This is a genomic window from Variovorax restrictus (assembly GCF_051216715.1).
Taxonomy (GTDB): domain Bacteria; phylum Pseudomonadota; class Gammaproteobacteria; order Burkholderiales; family Burkholderiaceae_C; genus Variovorax.
Genome location: NZ_JBPJZH010000001.1, coordinates 2,002,043 through 2,016,986, shown reverse-complemented (window position 1 = coordinate 2,016,986; position 14,944 = coordinate 2,002,043). Strand labels below are relative to the sequence as shown.

General features: G+C 64.1%; 11 protein-coding genes and 2 pseudogenes. 1 reads left to right on the top strand and 12 read right to left on the bottom strand.

Going from position 1 to position 14,944, the window contains the following annotated elements; genetic code table 11:
- The first annotated feature begins 58 nt into the window (after window positions 1–58).
- Entirely contained in the window at window positions 59–772 is a 714-nt protein-coding gene (locus ACSFA0_RS09540; protein WP_435449949.1) for a DUF1294 domain-containing protein, read from the top strand.
- 3 nt (window positions 773–775) lie between these two features.
- Here ACSFA0_RS09540 and ACSFA0_RS09535 read toward each other — a convergent pair whose 3' ends face one another.
- From ACSFA0_RS09535 to ACSFA0_RS09480, 12 genes and pseudogenes are all read right to left on the bottom strand, one after another.
- Window positions 776–2,896 (bottom strand): esterase-like activity of phytase family protein, encoded by a 2,121-nt coding sequence (locus tag ACSFA0_RS09535; protein ID WP_435449948.1) that lies wholly within the window; start codon window positions 2,894–2,896, stop codon window positions 776–778.
- Between the two features lie 128 nt (window positions 2,897–3,024).
- Complete coding sequence (locus ACSFA0_RS09530) at window positions 3,025–4,062, bottom strand: hypothetical protein (RefSeq protein WP_435449947.1); 1,038 nt, start codon at window positions 4,060–4,062, stop codon at window positions 3,025–3,027.
- A gap of 4 nt (window positions 4,063–4,066) precedes the next feature.
- Entirely contained in the window at window positions 4,067–4,315 is a 249-nt protein-coding gene (locus ACSFA0_RS09525; protein WP_435449946.1) for an acyl carrier protein, read from the bottom strand.
- A complete protein-coding gene (locus tag ACSFA0_RS09520) occupies window positions 4,312–6,237 on the bottom strand; it encodes an HAD-IIIC family phosphatase (protein ID WP_435449945.1) in 1,926 nt (641 codons plus the stop codon). Before ACSFA0_RS09520 ends, ACSFA0_RS09525 begins: the two co-directional genes overlap by 4 nt.
- Window positions 6,238–6,255: 18 nt before the next feature.
- Window positions 6,256–7,869 carry an MBOAT family O-acyltransferase gene (locus tag ACSFA0_RS09515; RefSeq protein ID WP_435449944.1) on the bottom strand — a complete coding sequence of 538 codons (1,614 nt, stop codon included), beginning with the start codon at window positions 7,867–7,869 and terminating at the stop codon, window positions 6,256–6,258.
- A 472-nt stretch (window positions 7,870–8,341) separates the two neighbouring features.
- Window positions 8,342–8,514, bottom strand: a pseudogene (locus ACSFA0_RS09510) (IS5/IS1182 family transposase); the annotation flags it as partial.
- A 133-nt stretch (window positions 8,515–8,647) separates the two neighbouring features.
- Window positions 8,648–10,681, bottom strand: a complete 2,034-nt coding sequence (locus ACSFA0_RS09505; RefSeq protein ID WP_435449943.1) for an HAD family hydrolase — start codon at window positions 10,679–10,681, stop codon at window positions 8,648–8,650.
- A 96-nt stretch (window positions 10,682–10,777) separates the two neighbouring features.
- Window positions 10,778–11,047 carry a heavy metal-binding domain-containing protein gene (locus ACSFA0_RS09500; protein ID WP_435449942.1) on the bottom strand — a complete coding sequence of 90 codons (270 nt, stop codon included), beginning with the start codon at window positions 11,045–11,047 and terminating at the stop codon, window positions 10,778–10,780.
- Window positions 11,048–11,082: 35 nt separating this feature from the next.
- Entirely contained in the window at window positions 11,083–11,256 is a 174-nt protein-coding gene (locus ACSFA0_RS09495) for a universal stress protein (RefSeq protein ID WP_435450934.1), read from the bottom strand.
- A 342-nt stretch (window positions 11,257–11,598) separates the two neighbouring features.
- On the bottom strand, window positions 11,599–11,865 hold the full coding sequence (locus ACSFA0_RS09490; protein ID WP_435449941.1) for a hypothetical protein: 267 nt from the start codon (window positions 11,863–11,865) through the stop codon (window positions 11,599–11,601).
- Window positions 11,866–11,951: 86 nt separating this feature from the next.
- Window positions 11,952–12,238 (bottom strand): annotated as a pseudogene (locus ACSFA0_RS09485) (STAS domain-containing protein); the annotation flags it as partial.
- 288 nt (window positions 12,239–12,526) lie between these two features.
- Entirely contained in the window at window positions 12,527–14,929 is a 2,403-nt protein-coding gene (locus tag ACSFA0_RS09480) for a YgiQ family radical SAM protein (RefSeq protein ID WP_435449940.1), read from the bottom strand.
- Between the last annotated feature and the right edge of the window lie 15 nt (window positions 14,930–14,944).

The window sequence follows — 14,944 nt, the reverse complement described above, 5'->3', positions numbered from 1 at the left end:
CCCCCTTTTGAAGAGCCCGCCACCCGGCGGGCTCTTCGCATTTCAGAGGTCGGAGAGAATGCGCGCTTCGTCACTTCTGCACTCGCCGATGAAGCGCCAGGGCCAACTCGTCCGATGGGAAAGCGAGCGAGGCTTCGGCTTCATCCGCTCGCCCGACATCTCCGCCGATGTGTTCGTGCACCTGCGCGACTTCGTCGACCGCGGCGTGGCGCCGCAGGTCGGCATGGCACTGCGTTTCGAGGAAATCCATGTCGGCGGCAAGGGACCACGCGCGGTGGCGGTCGAGGCGGTCGGGGCAACGCTCCGCCGCGCCGATCGGCAGCCCCCGAGGTCGGCCGCAGCGCCCCGCCATCGCGCTGCGGCACAAGAACCCGCTCGTCGCCGCGAACCCGCCTCCGCGCCATCGTCAGCCTTGCCCTTCCTCGTGCTGGCCATCGGCTACGCGATGCTGCTGGGTTACGGCATCTCGGTGTCGCGCATCCCGGTGATCGCCATAGGGGTGCTGCTCTTGCTCAGCCTTCTCACCTTCTTCATCTATGGCTTCGACAAGCACGCGGCAGAAACCGGGCGCTGGCGCGTGCAGGAGAGCACCCTGCACCTGCTCGCACTGATCGGAGGCTGGCCGGGTGCCTGGTGCGCGCAGCGCCTGTTCCGCCACAAGGTGCGCAAGGCGAGCTTCATGGCGGTCTACTGGGCGACGGTGCTGATCCACATCGCCGTCGTCGGCGCCTGGCTACGCCGGCTCTGGCCGGCCGGCCTCCTGGTGCTCTGACGCTCAGCGCGCAGCGGGTACCCGCAGCGTCGACAAGGCGGTGTCGAAGCGCAGCATCCAGACGCGCGTCGGGCGCTCGAGGTCGCTGCCGCGTGCGATGCGTGCGCCGACCACGCCGGTCGGGCAGCCCGAGACGATCGCGCCGGCCGCGTCGACCGTGCAGTCTTCCATGCTGCCGGCCACGGTCTTGCCGTTGGCATCGAGCAGGACCGTGCTCACGCCGAAGTCGTTGTCGTTGACCAGCGCCAGCGTGTGGTCGTCGACCAGCGCCAGGCCTTCGGCCTTCTCGGCCAGCCAGCCGAGCGCATTGAGGTCCAGCAGCTCGGTCTTGCGCAGCGTGACGACGCCCGCATAGTCGACGCCGTTCGAGGCGGCCTGCGTGATGCTGCTGATCTCGAGGTTCTGGTCCATGGCGGCGATGTCGGTGGCGTTGGCCGGCACCTCGACCAGGAAGAGCTTGTTCATCACCTTGCCGTCGCTCTTGCGCGCGCCCTGCTCGATGACGATGAAGCGTCCATTGCCCAGGCTCACCAGGTCGCCGAGCTTGGCATTGCCGGTGCGGTCCTTGTCGTACAGGCTGCCGTCGATCGGGTAGGCGTAGAGCTTCGAGGTCTCCGTGCTCGGGTCGAACTCGAGCCAGCGCGCGAACTTGGCGATGTGGCGCACGTCGGTGTTGCTGCCGCCCGGCGGCTTCGCCTTGATCGACTTGCCCGCGCTGTCGCGCGGATCGATCGGGCTCTGCAGGTAGCCGTGCAGCTTGCCGCTGGCCACATCGAGCGCCAGGCCTTCCATGCCGCGGTTTGGCCGGCGCAGCGCCAGCACCATCGGCAGGTCGGCGGCGCCGTTGCCGGGGCCGTAGCGCTTTTCGACGATGCCCGTGTCGATGGCGATGCGTGCCACGAAGGGCCCGTACTCGTCGCTGGTCCACAGCACCTTGCGCGCCTTGTCGAGCACCATCGTCTCGGGGTCGAGGCCATTGGCGTCGAAGTTGGCCTTGGTGGCGTCGAACACGTACTTGTCGGTCAGCGGCGTCTCGCCGGTGGCGCCGACGCCGGTCTGCGGCGGCAGGCCCGTGAGCTTCTTGTCGGCGTTCAGGCGCAGCGGCGTGCTCGACTGCAGCACCGCGCCGTTGGACCCGACACGCACCACGCCGAAGCTTGGTGCAAAGGACGGCGCTGGGAACACCTTGCTGACGCTGAGCGTGGTGGGGGCACCTGGCACCGGCGCATTGGGGCCGTCACCGTTCGGGCCGCGGTCGGTGATGGCATAGAACTCCAGCGCGCCATCGGCCGCCGTGCCCTTGAAGGCCAAGCCGGAGCCGTAGGCCGGCAGGAAGCCGTTCGGGAAGTCGGCGCGTGTCTTGGCGTTGTCGCCCTCGTACGGCACGTAGTACTTGGCGTCGGCCTGCAGCTGATAGCGCGACACCTTCAGTGCCAAGGTGCCGAGCGCGTTGGTCTGGGTGGCCGATTCCTGGACGACGGTGCCGAGCTGCGCGGCGAGCGTGTTCTCGAAGTGCTCGAGCGCCAGCGCGCGGCGACCGGCGTCCACCGTGCGATTGGCATAGGTCGCCGGCAAAGCGGCCAGCAGGCCATTGAGGGCGGCGTCGAATGTCGCGGCCGTGGCGGCGAAATCGAGTGCGCCGACCTTCAACGCGGCGCGAAGCTCGGCCGTCAGGCGGATGCCGTTCGACGGGTCCCGGTCGTCGTCGAAGCTTTGCAAGGCGAGCAGCCGATTGACCACCGCATCGGACTTCACGTCGGCGCCGGCGGCCAGGGTGAGCGGCGTCACGGTCGCGCCGCAGGTCGCACTGCCGAGCGCCAGAGCGCCGATGCTGAACTGCACGGTCGTGCCTTCTTCACAGGCGAAGTCGCCCTTGGCACCGGTCTGGGCCTTGGCGCCTTGGCCTGTCGCATAGTCCAGCCCTTCGACGGCGGCATCGAGGAAGACGCCGTTGACGGTCTTCGCGACCGGCGGCGTGCCGGTGCCGCCCGTACCGCCGGTGCCGCCCGTGCCGCCGGTGCTGGACGTTCCTCCGCCATCGCCGCCGCCACAGGCCGCGACGAGAACCGCCGTGGCGATGGACGCCAGCAGTGGCCGCCCCCAAATCGATTGTTGTTGTGTCATGTGCAAGTTCCTGGACAAGGGTGCCGCGCCCCCGCGCGGCTGCGGGGATTAACCCCGAGCCTCGTGACAGGAAAGTGACACACGCACACCGGACCGACCACAGGCCGTCGCTGTGCCCTGCGGTCGGATCAGGTCGACGCCCGGTCCGCTTTCGGAGTGGCGGGCCGTGCCTCGCCCTGATGACCGAACGATGGCGCCAGATGTCTGGCGACGGCGGCCGTGAATTGCCGCGCCACGGACCACCGCAGGTGGATCGCGTCCACGAAGGATTCTTTCGGCGTTGCCCACTCCGTCGCCGCATTCCAGAAAAACACGTCCTCGCTCGCCGAGAAAGACAACAGGCTCGCATGCACTTGCGCAACGAATGCCGCTCTGGATTCGGACTGTGCGATCCACGCCGGGTGAATGGGCGTCGCGACAATGGACAGCATCTTCCCCTCGCGCTTGAGTCGGGTCGTGAGCGACTTCAAGGCGTCGAAGCAGGTCGGATCGAACGGGTCCCGCTCTTCGTAGCCGAGCCCGCGCGTGAGGGTCGTGTCCATGGGTCCGTCGCCGAAGCGCGTCATGACCAGATCTTCGAAGTCCGTGTGACCGGCCCGGCGCGCCTTGATGGTCGAAGCGGCGCGAGCCAGGGCGACGAGGTCGAAATACTTGAAGTAGTACGACCATCTCGGCGCGCCCCCGAAGACGAAGCGGTCGGCATCCGTGCGATCGAAGACCTCCGTTCGCGTCGTCTTGCAGCGCGTCAGGTCCTGCGGCGATACCACCAGGAGGACGTCGCGGACCCCGGGGTAGCGGTCGAGCATCCACTCGGCGACGAAGACCGACTGGTTGACGGTCAGGCCGCAGAAGCCGGCATTGAGCGGCTTCGCGCCGGGCAGCACGCTCGCCAGCGTCTCGCCGTCGATATGACGCCAGGCCACCGAAGAGCCGACGACCAGCAGGTTCGGCGCATCGATCGACTGGCCGCGCAGAAAGCTGAGCTTCTCGTCGGTGCACAGGCTGTTCGCAAAGGCCGGTGGCGGGAGGTGCCCGGTGGTGTCGAGTGCGGCCAGCACGGCGATGAACAACACGAAGCTGCTCGCGATGCCGGCGAGCAGCGCGAGCAGGTAACGCCTGGCAACGGGCGGCGCGATCGCGGATGGCGGCGTGTCTTGGTTCGTCATGGTCTCAAGCTCCCCGCTGTTTGCTCTCGATCAGGCGCGCGAACTGCCCCACGTCGTGCAGCGATTCGAGTTCCGCCGTCCTGAACCGGATGCCGAAGCGCATCTCGGCCGCGACGATGAGGTTGACGTGGGCCTGGCTGTCCCAGCCTTCGATGTCCTGCGCCGTGGTGGCCGAGGTCAGCACGATGTCGTCGTCGTCGAACACATCGCGGAAGACCTGGGTGAGCGCTTCCAGAATTTGGGCTTCGTTCATGGGGTGACGACCTTGATGAAATGAGAGGGAAGAAAGGCGGCGCCGATGTCCAGGCGCCAGAAAGTCGCGCCAGCCGCGGCGCCAGGTGGCGCGGGCTGAAGCGAAAAGCCCAGCCGCTCGTAGTGCGAGGCCACCATGGCATTGCGACCGCTCGGCCGGTATTCACCGACCAGCGCCGTGGCGCCCAGGCGACCGGCGGCGTCGAGCAGCGCGCCGAGCGTGGCCTGCTCCACCTGTCGCCCCAGGACACGGCAGCTCATGAGCCAGCTGTCGATCAGCAACTCACGTTCGGCGACCGTGCCATCGGGCCGGGCGATCACGACGCTGATCAGGCCGTTGTCGCCGAACTTGTCGGACAGGCGCAGCGCGAGCGCAACGACCGCGGGGTCGCCAGCCAGTCGCTCGACCTCGGCCTCGGTGCAGCGTCGGGTGGTCAGGTTGAACTGGTTGGTCTTGTTGATGAGTTGCGTCACGCGCGGCAGCGTCGCAGCGTCGACCGGCTGGACGTCGAGCGTCATGTCCAGTCCACGCAAGTACCCGTCGATGTCCGTTGCCTGGGACAGCGACGCCGCGCGCTGCGCATTGAGCGCATAGCTGCGTCCGCGCGAGGCGTCGTCGGACGTGAAGGACACGGCCTCGAAATAGCCGCCGGCGGCGAGCCTCGCTGCGTAACCGGCCACGTCGTCCGGCAGCTCGGGCACCGCGACCTCGGGCAGTTCTCGCCGGACGATGTCGCGTTCGGCCGGGTTGTCGTCGACGAAGACCAGGCTGTCCAGTCCGATGTCGAGCGTGCGGGCGATGGCGCGCAGGTTCGATGCCTTGTCGTTCCAGTTGGCGACGAAGGCGGCGATGTCGCCGCGCGCCAGCGTCATCTCCGCATGCGCGAAGCCGGCTTCAGCCACCGCCGCGTCGTTCTTGCTGCAGACGGCGAGGATGACGCCGCGCTTCGCCAGCGCCTGCACGTGGGCCTGGAACGCAGAGAAGGCCTCGCCCACCGGCGTGCCCTGCCCTAGCCGAATCCCGCCGACGCCGTCGTCGCCGATCACGCCGCCCCACAGCGTGTTGTCGAGATCCAGGACCAGGCATTTGTGCGACCGGCCGACCGCCGCCGCGGCGATGCGGGCCAGCAGCTCGCCATACCAAGGCGCCAGGGCCGGGCTGACCAGTTGCTTGGCCTGGTGCCAGCGCACCGGCTCGCCCACGCCGTCGGCGAAGGGTTGGCGCGCGGCTTGCCAGGCGAGGTCGAGCAGGAGCACGCCGTCTGCGCGGGCGGCGCTGCGGATGGCGGCGTTAAGCCGCTCGGTCACCGACAGCGGCGAACCGGGCACGAGGCCGTCGAAGGCGCCGAACAATGGCAGGTCGACCGGGACCAGCGTCTGCTGCACGACGCGCGCCGCGTAGCGCTCGCGGGCCGCTTTCCAGAGGTGACGAAGCTCGGTCACGCGTTCCTGCACCGCCGCGTCGGCTTCGGCCTCGGAGGCATCGAGGGCGAGCTGCGGTCGGCTGTCGTGCGCATCGAGCGCCAGAACGACCAGCTGCGGCGCGAACGCGTCCAGCGCGGCATCGGCCCCGAACAAGGCCTGCCGGTACATGCCGTACGGCGCCACGTGGACGGCTGCGGCCACCCCGCGGTGAAGGCCAGCCACACGGATCGAAGGCACCAGATGGTCGACCGTGTGTGAAGCCAGCAAGGCGATGCGAAGCGGCGTCAGGCCTGCAGGCGCATCCGACGTTCCGGTGGCAATGCGGTCGAGTTCCTCGGCGGCGAGACGGTCCAGCCGACCGGTCAGCGTGAAGTCGCGGCGGAAGCCGGCGAGGCGCATCGCCGATGCGAGGCGGTCCGACGAGGCGGACGTGCGCCTGGCCTCGCCGATGGCAGCGCCGAGATCGGTGTGCGGCGGGAGCCAGGAGAGCGGATCCATGTCGTTCATCGAACGCTTTCAGAACTGGAAGTAGAGGAATTCACTCGGGGCTGCCGAGAGCGCCAGCGCCAGCGTGAAGAAGCCGAGTGCGCCGACGGCGAACCCCACGCCCATGCCTGGGCGCCAGGCCATGAAGGGAAATCGCTGCGCCAGCCAGCTCTCACGAGGCCGCCAGGCCAGCGCGGTGCGATAGCGGTGCATCCACTCCTGCGTGTTGGGCAACACCCAGACGAAGGCCAGCAGAAGCGCGATCTGCAGCGACAGCGTCAGCCCGAAGGATTGCACCGGCCCCACCGGCAGATCGAAGCGCTCAATCACGTGCGCCATGCCCGGCAGACGCGCCACGGATTCGCTGAGCACCACGCCGTTGGCACCGACCATCCCCGACAGCATGGCGAGGGCGGCGCTCAGATCCGCCGCGCGAAAGAAGACCATGGCCACCACCACGCAGAGGAAGGTCAGCAGCACGGCGGCGCCGCGGTGCAGCGCTCTGTCGCTGTCGAGCTTCCATCCGCGCTGCACCTTGAGCGCGCGCCAGCCGTGCGCCACCACCAGGTAGAAGCCGTGCAGCAGCCCGAAGACGATGAACTGCCAGCCTGCGCCATGCCAGACGCCCGAGATGAACATCGTGAAGACGGTCGGATAGGCCACCAGCGCGACGAAGGCACCGGCAGTCATCTTCCCGCGGCGCGGTGGTGGCTTACCGGCCTTCATGCGGGCACGCGAGACGGCGAGCACGATCGGGTTGTAGACATAGGCGGTGAGAAAGCGCGTGAGCGTCATGTGCCAGCGCGACCAGAACTCGATCACGTTCCGGGCCTTGAACGGGCTGTCGAAATTGACCGGCAGGCTGATGCCGAAGAGCAGCGCCAGGCCGATGGCCATGTCGCTGTAGCCGGAGAAGTCGAAGTAGATCTGCAGCGTGTACGACAGCGCGCCGGTCCAGGCTTCGAGCAGCGTCGGGCTCAGGCCATCCGCCGCAGCGGTGAAGATGGGTGTCGCCTGGCTGCCCAGGAAGTCCGCAAAGACCACTTTCTTGAACAGCCCAAGCAGGAACAAGGTCGTGCCCAGCACCATGTTGTCCAGCCGCGGGCGGAAGCGCCCGGGCTCGCTGAACTGTTCGAGCATTTCCTTGTGGTGCGTGATCGGGCCGGCGATGAGGTGCGGGAAGAAGGTGATGAACAGGCAGTAGTTCAGAAAGTCGTGTTCCACCACCGCGCCGTCGTGCGCATCGCTGAGGTAGGCGATCTGCTGGAAGGTGAAGAACGAGATGGCCAGTGGCAAGACGATGTCGCCGACCGTCCAATGCAGGTCGAACGCCCCGTCGAGCGCACCGAAAAGAAAGCCGGTGTACTTGTAGTAGCCGAGCAGCAGCAGGTTCGCCGCGACACACGCGACCAGCACGGCGCGCGAGGGGCGCCGGATCAGATAACCGCCAGCGACATAGTTGAAGACCATGCTTGCCACCAGCAGCGGCACGTACTGTGGGTTCCACCAGCCATAGAACACCAGGGACGCCAGCGTCAGCCAGGCCGCGGCCATCCGCTGCATGCCACGCCCGGCAAGTACGAAAAATCCCAGAAGTACCAGCGGCAGGAAGCCGACCAGGAACGTCGCTGAGTTGAACAACATCGGATATCTCCATGGAACGCCACGGCGATCCAGGCAAAAGAATGCGGGACAGACAGGGGTCGCGTCGGCACAGCGGTTCGCTGCACGGCGTCTGGCGTCGACCGGACGCGCTGGGAGGCTGCAGCGGCTGCGCGGCACTCGCTCGTTATGAGGAGCGAGGCATTCGTCGGAGGGGGCGTCGTGAGACCGAAGCCTCACATCCCGTCATGGCGGCGTGACGGAAAAGAAGTGCCCGAGCGGCAGCGAACACCCCCGAAAACGGGGTGCTGCAAGGCTGAGCATCCTGTACATGTTGAGCACGAAAGTATTATTGCAGGAATCGCAACTTTGTGAATTCCAAGTTACACATTTTAGTCCTGAAGGCTCGCGCCTGCGATCGGCTTCACGAACGTCGTGGGCGGCCATCGAGCCCGCCGCGAAGATTGGGCGCGTGCCGCAGAAGCCGCACGAACGGGTCAAGTGCGCGGAGGTCGATCACCGCATGCCGTGCATCACCCAGCGCGCCCTTGAGCGGGTTGAGGCCCAGGCACCCCTCCATCTTCATGTGCCCCATCGCCGGCTCCGATGGCGCTGGGCCGACGATCATCGACTGCAAGGCCCGCGTGATGCCTCGCTTCAGCCCGAGCGCAGGATGCGCACGCCTTCGCAACGTCTCCACACCTTCCTCGCCGATGCGCTTTCTCCAGCGCCTGAGGCTGCTCGGGCCGATGGGTGCTTCGGTCTGCAGGTACACCCCACCGCGGACCGACCACCCGCCCGAATTCCGAAGGTACATCCACTATTTACGGATAAATCCCAGATGCAAATCCAGAAGACGTTTCACAAATTGCTTTTTTTCCATCAGCTCCTCCCTGCTCGTATACTTTCTGACAATATTCAAAAAGTTATGCCGCGGATCAAGCTTAATTAATATCCTTGGGAGCAACCCGCTCCGGGAATAAGATGCATCGACCCATTGAGTGTAAGAACTACGATACCTCTCACTGGAAACCATATATCGCAATGCTTGTGAAGCCGTAAAAGGCGGCGCGAATCTTCGAACACCGGACTCCTCGATGTTTCCGCTGTAGTGGAGCTCTCCCAACGTAGCAGTCACTTCGGGAGTGGCGTCTTTTAAAAGCTCCGTGAGTATGGGAGTAATCGCTGCATAAGTGGTTTCGATGCGTGGGTATGCCGCCAATGATTGACTAAGCGTGCGAGAGAAAGTCCTGATTCCTTCTTTATAGTTATCCAGCCCCCAATCTTCGAGATGCACAGAAGGGGCTTTCAAAACTGGCTCGAATCGTCCGGCCTCATCTCTCCTATAAGATACAGTCGTTCCATGTTCGCATTGCAAAAGCAATTCGAGCATTGGCCCTATTCCAGGCTTAGTTGATGGAAACATGTACGCCGGGACTTTTCTGTTTTCCCGGGAAGTATGTGCACTGAAATGGGTTACCGCCAAATAATAGGAGGTAAGCTTAAAATCCGGTTTTTTGCTTTTTAGAATCTTGAATATGGCATCTTGAAGCGTACCTCTCCATCCTATATCAACGAAACCAATACGTTCATCCCTGAAAAGTCCTTCCTGTTCGAAATAGCCGATCACAGTCTCACGACAGGTTCTCGCCTCCGATTCAATCTTGGCCTTTAAAATCAGATTGCTCAGAAACTCATTCTGCAAACGATCTATCAAATAGCGGGTAAGTCTGTTGCCGAACCCATGACTGTCAAGGGCTTGCCTTAGATCCTGATCGAGATGGCCAAGCAGAATGTTCGGTTCGAAATGCAAACGACTTGCGACAACATTGAAACTGATCTCATTGTCCATTTCTTGAAAAATCCAAGGAAAATTACTGGTCGTAATACAGAAAATAGACGCGAAGTAGGTTGCCTGCCGGGAGGTATAGAGATAACAAATCTCGATGTTGTAGCGAAAGCAGGCAATGATTTCTTCGGCAATGATTTTCAGAAGATAACCGTCACGTGCCAGAAAATAGAGGCGTTTGATTCCTTCGTTGATTGCCTGCTTCAGTAGATCGTGCACAAAGCCATAAAACATAGGCCCCATGAAACTTGCCCCAAGCCGATAAGAAGGCTTCAACCCGTAACCTTCGAGCCGAGTCCGCTTGCTTGCACCGACAAAAAGCTGCAAAAATAGATTCTGCTCTGCCTGAAAATAGCTTCTTTCAACCTTACTCAACGAAGAGTCTTGGTAAAACACATATTTCACCCCAGTTCTTTTAGCCATCACACAGTCAGTGCTGAAATTGTCACCGGTATGAACCAGCGACCCGGGCTGAATTTTCTGATCATCGCACACATGACGAAATAGCGTTCCGTCTGCTTTGCGGACCTTCAGCTCCGAAGACAGATACAAAGGAATAGAACACAAGCGAGAGTCTGCATTCTCAAGCATTCTCAGAACAACCCTCTTGCTGAGATACATATCTGAAATCAGGAAGACTTTGCGTCCTGAATCGACAAGCTCCATGACTCTGGACACATTTTGGGTTATGGAGTAACAGCTTTCGATTTCGATGGACTCTTCCCACTCTTGAAGCAACTGAAGGTGCTCAGGTTCAAGCTGCGGAAAATCTAAGCCCATCGCTGCATATATCTCGTTGAGCGTGATTTCAGGGTGCAACGATCTCTCATGGGCAAGCTTCTGCGCACGCAACCTGATCGCAACGAATTCATCAATGAAATAATCGGGAAACTGCATCCAGGCTGCAATCTCGAGCTTCTCTCTCAGGGCAACAAAAACACCTTTGTCATTGGCGAACTTGCGAGAAATCAACGTGTCAAAAATATCGAACGAGTAGTTATTCATCATGGCGCCTTAAATCCGCAATCACAATAGAACCAAATGTCAATCAAAACGCAATGGATTGACACAAAGTGCGATAAACAATGGGTTGCGCACTGGTCAGCGCGGGCTACGTCGACCAGCTCGCTGAAAGTCCCACCAGCGTTTGAGCGCCAGGCTCACCCAGAAGAAGCGCTTGACTCGTCTCGAGAGTTGGGAGTCCTCTGGGCGTATCTCCTCCACCAACTCCAGTGCCATCCCGCAAATCGGACAACTGCTAAGGCGCCGATGGCGTACCTGGGGATGCACGGGGCAGGTGTATTCAGCCTCCCCATGGGTAGCACTGCGCGTCTCGAAGCCGTGGTGGCAGGGTCTGTTGCTGGGCTTCATCTTTCTCTCGGGTAAGTTGGTCTTCGGAGTGCTGCCTAACGCAATATCAGGACGGGTACCGTACTCACCCTCAACAGCATCGTCGTCGTGCACCCGACGACAAGCTGCCGGATGCGCGAGTGCCCGTAGGCCCCCATTACCAGCAGCGATGCGTCGGCTTGCGCGATGTCGTCGGGCAGCACGTCCCCCGGTTGACCTTCCCCCGCGATCGGTCACTGCAAATCCGGCCGCGCGGAGCACCGTCTGGGCGGCATCGAGTGGGGCGCGCACCTCCGGAGAGTCGCTGCCGGCTGCGGCCAGCGTCGCGAACATGCCGGCCAACAGGGGGGCTTCGCGCCATCGTCTCGAACACTTTCTGCGCCGTTACGCTGCCGTCGAAGGCGATGACGAAGCGCGACGGGGCGACGGGGCAACGAATGGGGCGTCGCTCGCGACCAGCACGGGCCGCTTCACCGCGCGAACCACGCGCTCAACGTGGTGATCCAGATGCCTCGCCGATTGATCCGGCATGTGGGCGTGTTGCCCCAGCACAAACAGGCGCGCGTCCGGCTCTATGTCCAGCACGCTCGCGATGAACTCATCGTGACGCTTTCGGCCATCGACCTGGAGCGCACCGGCAGCGGTCGCGCGTCGACGCGCAGTCGCGAGAAGCTGGCTCCCTGCGCCAGCATGCTGCGCCGCGCGTCGAGCTCGCTCGGTCCCTTCAGCAGATGTTCCTGCGCACCCAGGCCGATCGCGCCGGACAGGTCATCGGGGGCGCCGCGCTCCGGGTGCCTTTCCAGCACGTGCAGCAGTTCCAGCGGGACGGCCAGCTGCATCGCGCACCAGGCCGCCCAGTCGACCACCACAGCGGTGTTGCGGCTGCCGTCGATGCATCCTTAGATCTTGTTCATGGTGTAAACCTTCAGTGCATGAGTTTTTCGACAGCGCCGGGCTTGTCGTGGATGGCGAAGCGGTCCACCAGGGTGACGCTGGCCTCGTTCAGGCCGATGACCTCGACCGGGATGCCTTCGCGCTTGAACTTCATCACGACCTTGTCGAGCGCGCTCACCGCCGTGATGCCCAGAAGTGCGCATGGGTCAGGTCGATGCGGACCTGGCGCACCGCTTCCTTGAAGTCGAAGGCGCGGACGAAGGCCTCCGACGACGCGAAGAACACCTGGCCGACGATGGCGTAGTTGCGAACGTCACCGCCCACGTCGCTGGACCGAAGAAGCATGAGAGATCGGGACGACCCGGAGCAACCGGTCGTCCGAGAACGCGACAAGGGCACATGGCGCCGCGGACGGTCTTCTCGACCGTGCGACGTCAGGAAGACAGAGGCGAAGGGATGTCGCCGCGCTCGAGAACTACGGCTGCGTGACAGCGCAGAAATAGCCGCGCGGAAGCTCACTGCCCGGGCGGTAGGCCGGGGTCAGCATGAGGGGCGGGAGCAGTCGCGCATCAGGCCAATGTTTGCGAAGTTCGACCGGCTCAACCTTCAACGCGCCTTGCGGAAGCCCTTGCCGGGCACGCCCGCCGGACCACGGGCCGTGCCGTTATCGCGCGGCGGCAGGCCGGTGTGCTGCGTGAGGATGCGGCCCTTCGATGGCTTCACCGGCGTGAGCTTGACCGGCGCAGCCTTGGCCGCAGGTGGCACGGCGGTCGAGTTCTTTCGGCGCGCGCTGGTGTAGCCGCCGTCGGTCAGCGGCTGCCAGGTCGGGATCAGGTGGTGCTTGCCGTTGCCGATCAGGTCGGCGCGGCCCATGCTCTTGAGCGCCTCGCGCAGCAACGGCCAGTTGTTGGCGTCGTGGTAGCGCAGGAAGGCCTTGTGCAGGCGGCGACGCTTGTCGCCGCGCACGATGTCCACCGTCTCGCTCTCGCGCGTGATCTTGCGCAGCGGGTTCTTGTTGGTGTGGTACATCGTCGTCGCCGTGGCCATGGGCGACGGGTAGAACGTTTGCACCTGGTCGGCGCGGAAGCCGTTCTTCTTCAGCCAGATGGCGAGGTTCATCATGTCCTCGTCGCTGGTGCCCGGGTGCGCCGCGATGAAGTACGGAATGAGGTACTGTTTCTTGCCCGCCTCGGCCGAGAACTTCTCGAACATCTGCTTGAACTTGTCGTAGCTGCCGATGCCGGGCTTCATCATCTTCGTGAGCGGGCCCTGCTCGGTGTGCTCGGGCGCGATCTTGAGATAGCCGCCGACGTGGTGCTGCACCAGCTCTTTCACGTACTCGGGGCTCTGCACGGCCAGGTCGTAGCGCAGGCCGGAGCCGATAAGGATCTTCTTGATGCCCTTGAGCGCGCGCGCGCGACGGTAGATCTTGATGAGCGGGTCGTGGTTGGTGCCGAGGTTCGAACAGATGCCCGGGTACACGCAGCTGGGCTTGCGGCAGGCGGCCTCGATCTCGGGGCTCTTGCAGCCGAGCCGGTACATGTTGGCCGTGGGGCCGCCCAGGTCGGAGATGGTGCCGGTGAAGCCGCTCACGCTGTCGCGGATGGCCTCGACCTCCTTGATGATCGACTCTTCAGAGCGGCTCTGGATGATGCGGCCCTCGTGCTCGGTGATCGAGCAGAAGGTGCAGCCGCCGAAGCAGCCGCGCATGATGTTCACGCTGAAGCGGATCATTTCCCACGCGGGGATCTTGGTGGCACCGTCGTGGCTGCCGTTCTCGTCGGCATAGCGCGGATGCGGGCTGCGCGCGTACGGCAGGTCGAACACGTGGTCCATCTCGGCCGTGGTCAGCGGGATGGGCGGCGGGTTGATCCACACGTCGCGCGCGGTGTGGCCTTCGCCGTGCGCCTGCACCAGCGCGCGGGCGTTGCCCGGGTTGGTCTCAAGGTGCAGCACGCGGTTGGCGTGCGCATAGAGCACCGGGTCGGCGCGCACCTGCTCGTACGAGGGCAGCCGGATCACCGAGCGGTCACGTGGCGGAACCTTCAGCTTGACCGAGGGGTTGGCGACGAAGGTGATGGGCTTGATCGCCGGGTTGACATCGGCCGATCGCGCACGCACCGCGGCCAGGGCCTGGGCACCGGCCGCTTCGGCGGTGGCCGCCACGACCTGGGCCTCGTCTTCCTTCGCGCAGGTGGCGCCGTTGGCCTTCGCCTGGTCCGACACCATCAGGTACGGGTTGACATGCGCCTCGACGCGGCCGGGCTCGTCGACGCTGGTCGAGTTGATCTCGAACCACGCCTCGGGTGTTTCGCGTCGCACGAAGGCCGTGCCGCGCACGTCGGTGATCTGCTGCACCGGCTCCTTGGCGGCCAGGCGGTGCGCGATCTCGACGATGGCGCGCTCGGCGTTGCCGTAGAGCAGCAGGTCGCACTTCGAATCGACCACGATGGAGCGGCGCACCTTGTCCGACCAGTAGTCGTAGTGCGCGATGCGGCGCAGGCTGCCTTCGATGCCGCCGAGGATGATCGGCACGTCGCTCCAGGCTTCCTTGCAACGCTGCGAGTAGACGATGGCCGCACGGTCGGGCCGCGCGCCGCCGACGTCGCCGGGCGTGTAGGCGTCGTCGCTGCGGATCTTCCGGTCCGCCGTGTAGCGGTTGATCATCGAATCCATGTTGCCGGCGGTCACGCCGAAGAACAGGTTCGGCTTGCCCAGGACCTTGAAGGGGTCCGCGCTCTGCCAGTCGGGCTGGGCGATGATGCCGACGCGGAAGCCTTGCGCTTCGAGCATGCGGCCGATCACCGACATGCCGAAGCTCGGGTGGTCGACGTAGGCATCACCGGTGACCACGATGATGTCGCAGCTGTCCCAGCCGAGCGCGTCCATCTCCTGGCGCGAGGTCGGCAGGAATTTCGCCGTGCCGAACCGCGCCGCCCAGTACTTGCGGTAGCTGGTCAGCGGCTTGGCGGCGCGCGCGAAAAAGGAGACGTCGACGGGGGCGTTCATCGGGTGACTATCGGG

What these genes read in the sequence shown, in the direction of transcription:
- ACSFA0_RS09525 (WP_435449946.1), bottom strand. Translation starts at nt 4,315, where the DNA reads ATGAACGAAGCCCAAATTCTGGAAGCGCTCACCCAGGTCTTCCGCGAT.
- ACSFA0_RS09535 (WP_435449948.1), bottom strand. Translation starts at nt 2,896, where the DNA reads ATGACACAACAACAATCGATTTGGGGGCGGCCACTGCTGGCGTCCATC.
- ACSFA0_RS09500 (WP_435449942.1), bottom strand. Translation starts at nt 11,047, where the DNA reads ATGAAGCCCAGCAACAGACCCTGCCACCACGGCTTCGAGACGCGCAGT.
- ACSFA0_RS09515 (WP_435449944.1), bottom strand. Translation starts at nt 7,869, where the DNA reads ATGTTGTTCAACTCAGCGACGTTCCTGGTCGGCTTCCTGCCGCTGGTA.
- ACSFA0_RS09520 (WP_435449945.1), bottom strand. Translation starts at nt 6,237, where the DNA reads ATGGATCCGCTCTCCTGGCTCCCGCCGCACACCGATCTCGGCGCTGCC.
- ACSFA0_RS09480 (WP_435449940.1), bottom strand. Translation starts at nt 14,929, where the DNA reads ATGAACGCCCCCGTCGACGTCTCCTTTTTCGCGCGCGCCGCCAAGCCG.
- ACSFA0_RS09530 (WP_435449947.1), bottom strand. Translation starts at nt 4,062, where the DNA reads ATGACGAACCAAGACACGCCGCCATCCGCGATCGCGCCGCCCGTTGCC.
- ACSFA0_RS09540 (WP_435449949.1), top strand. Translation starts at nt 59, where the DNA reads ATGCGCGCTTCGTCACTTCTGCACTCGCCGATGAAGCGCCAGGGCCAA.
- ACSFA0_RS09505 (WP_435449943.1), bottom strand. Translation starts at nt 10,681, where the DNA reads ATGAATAACTACTCGTTCGATATTTTTGACACGTTGATTTCTCGCAAG.
- ACSFA0_RS09490 (WP_435449941.1), bottom strand. Translation starts at nt 11,865, where the DNA reads ATGCAGCTGGCCGTCCCGCTGGAACTGCTGCACGTGCTGGAAAGGCAC.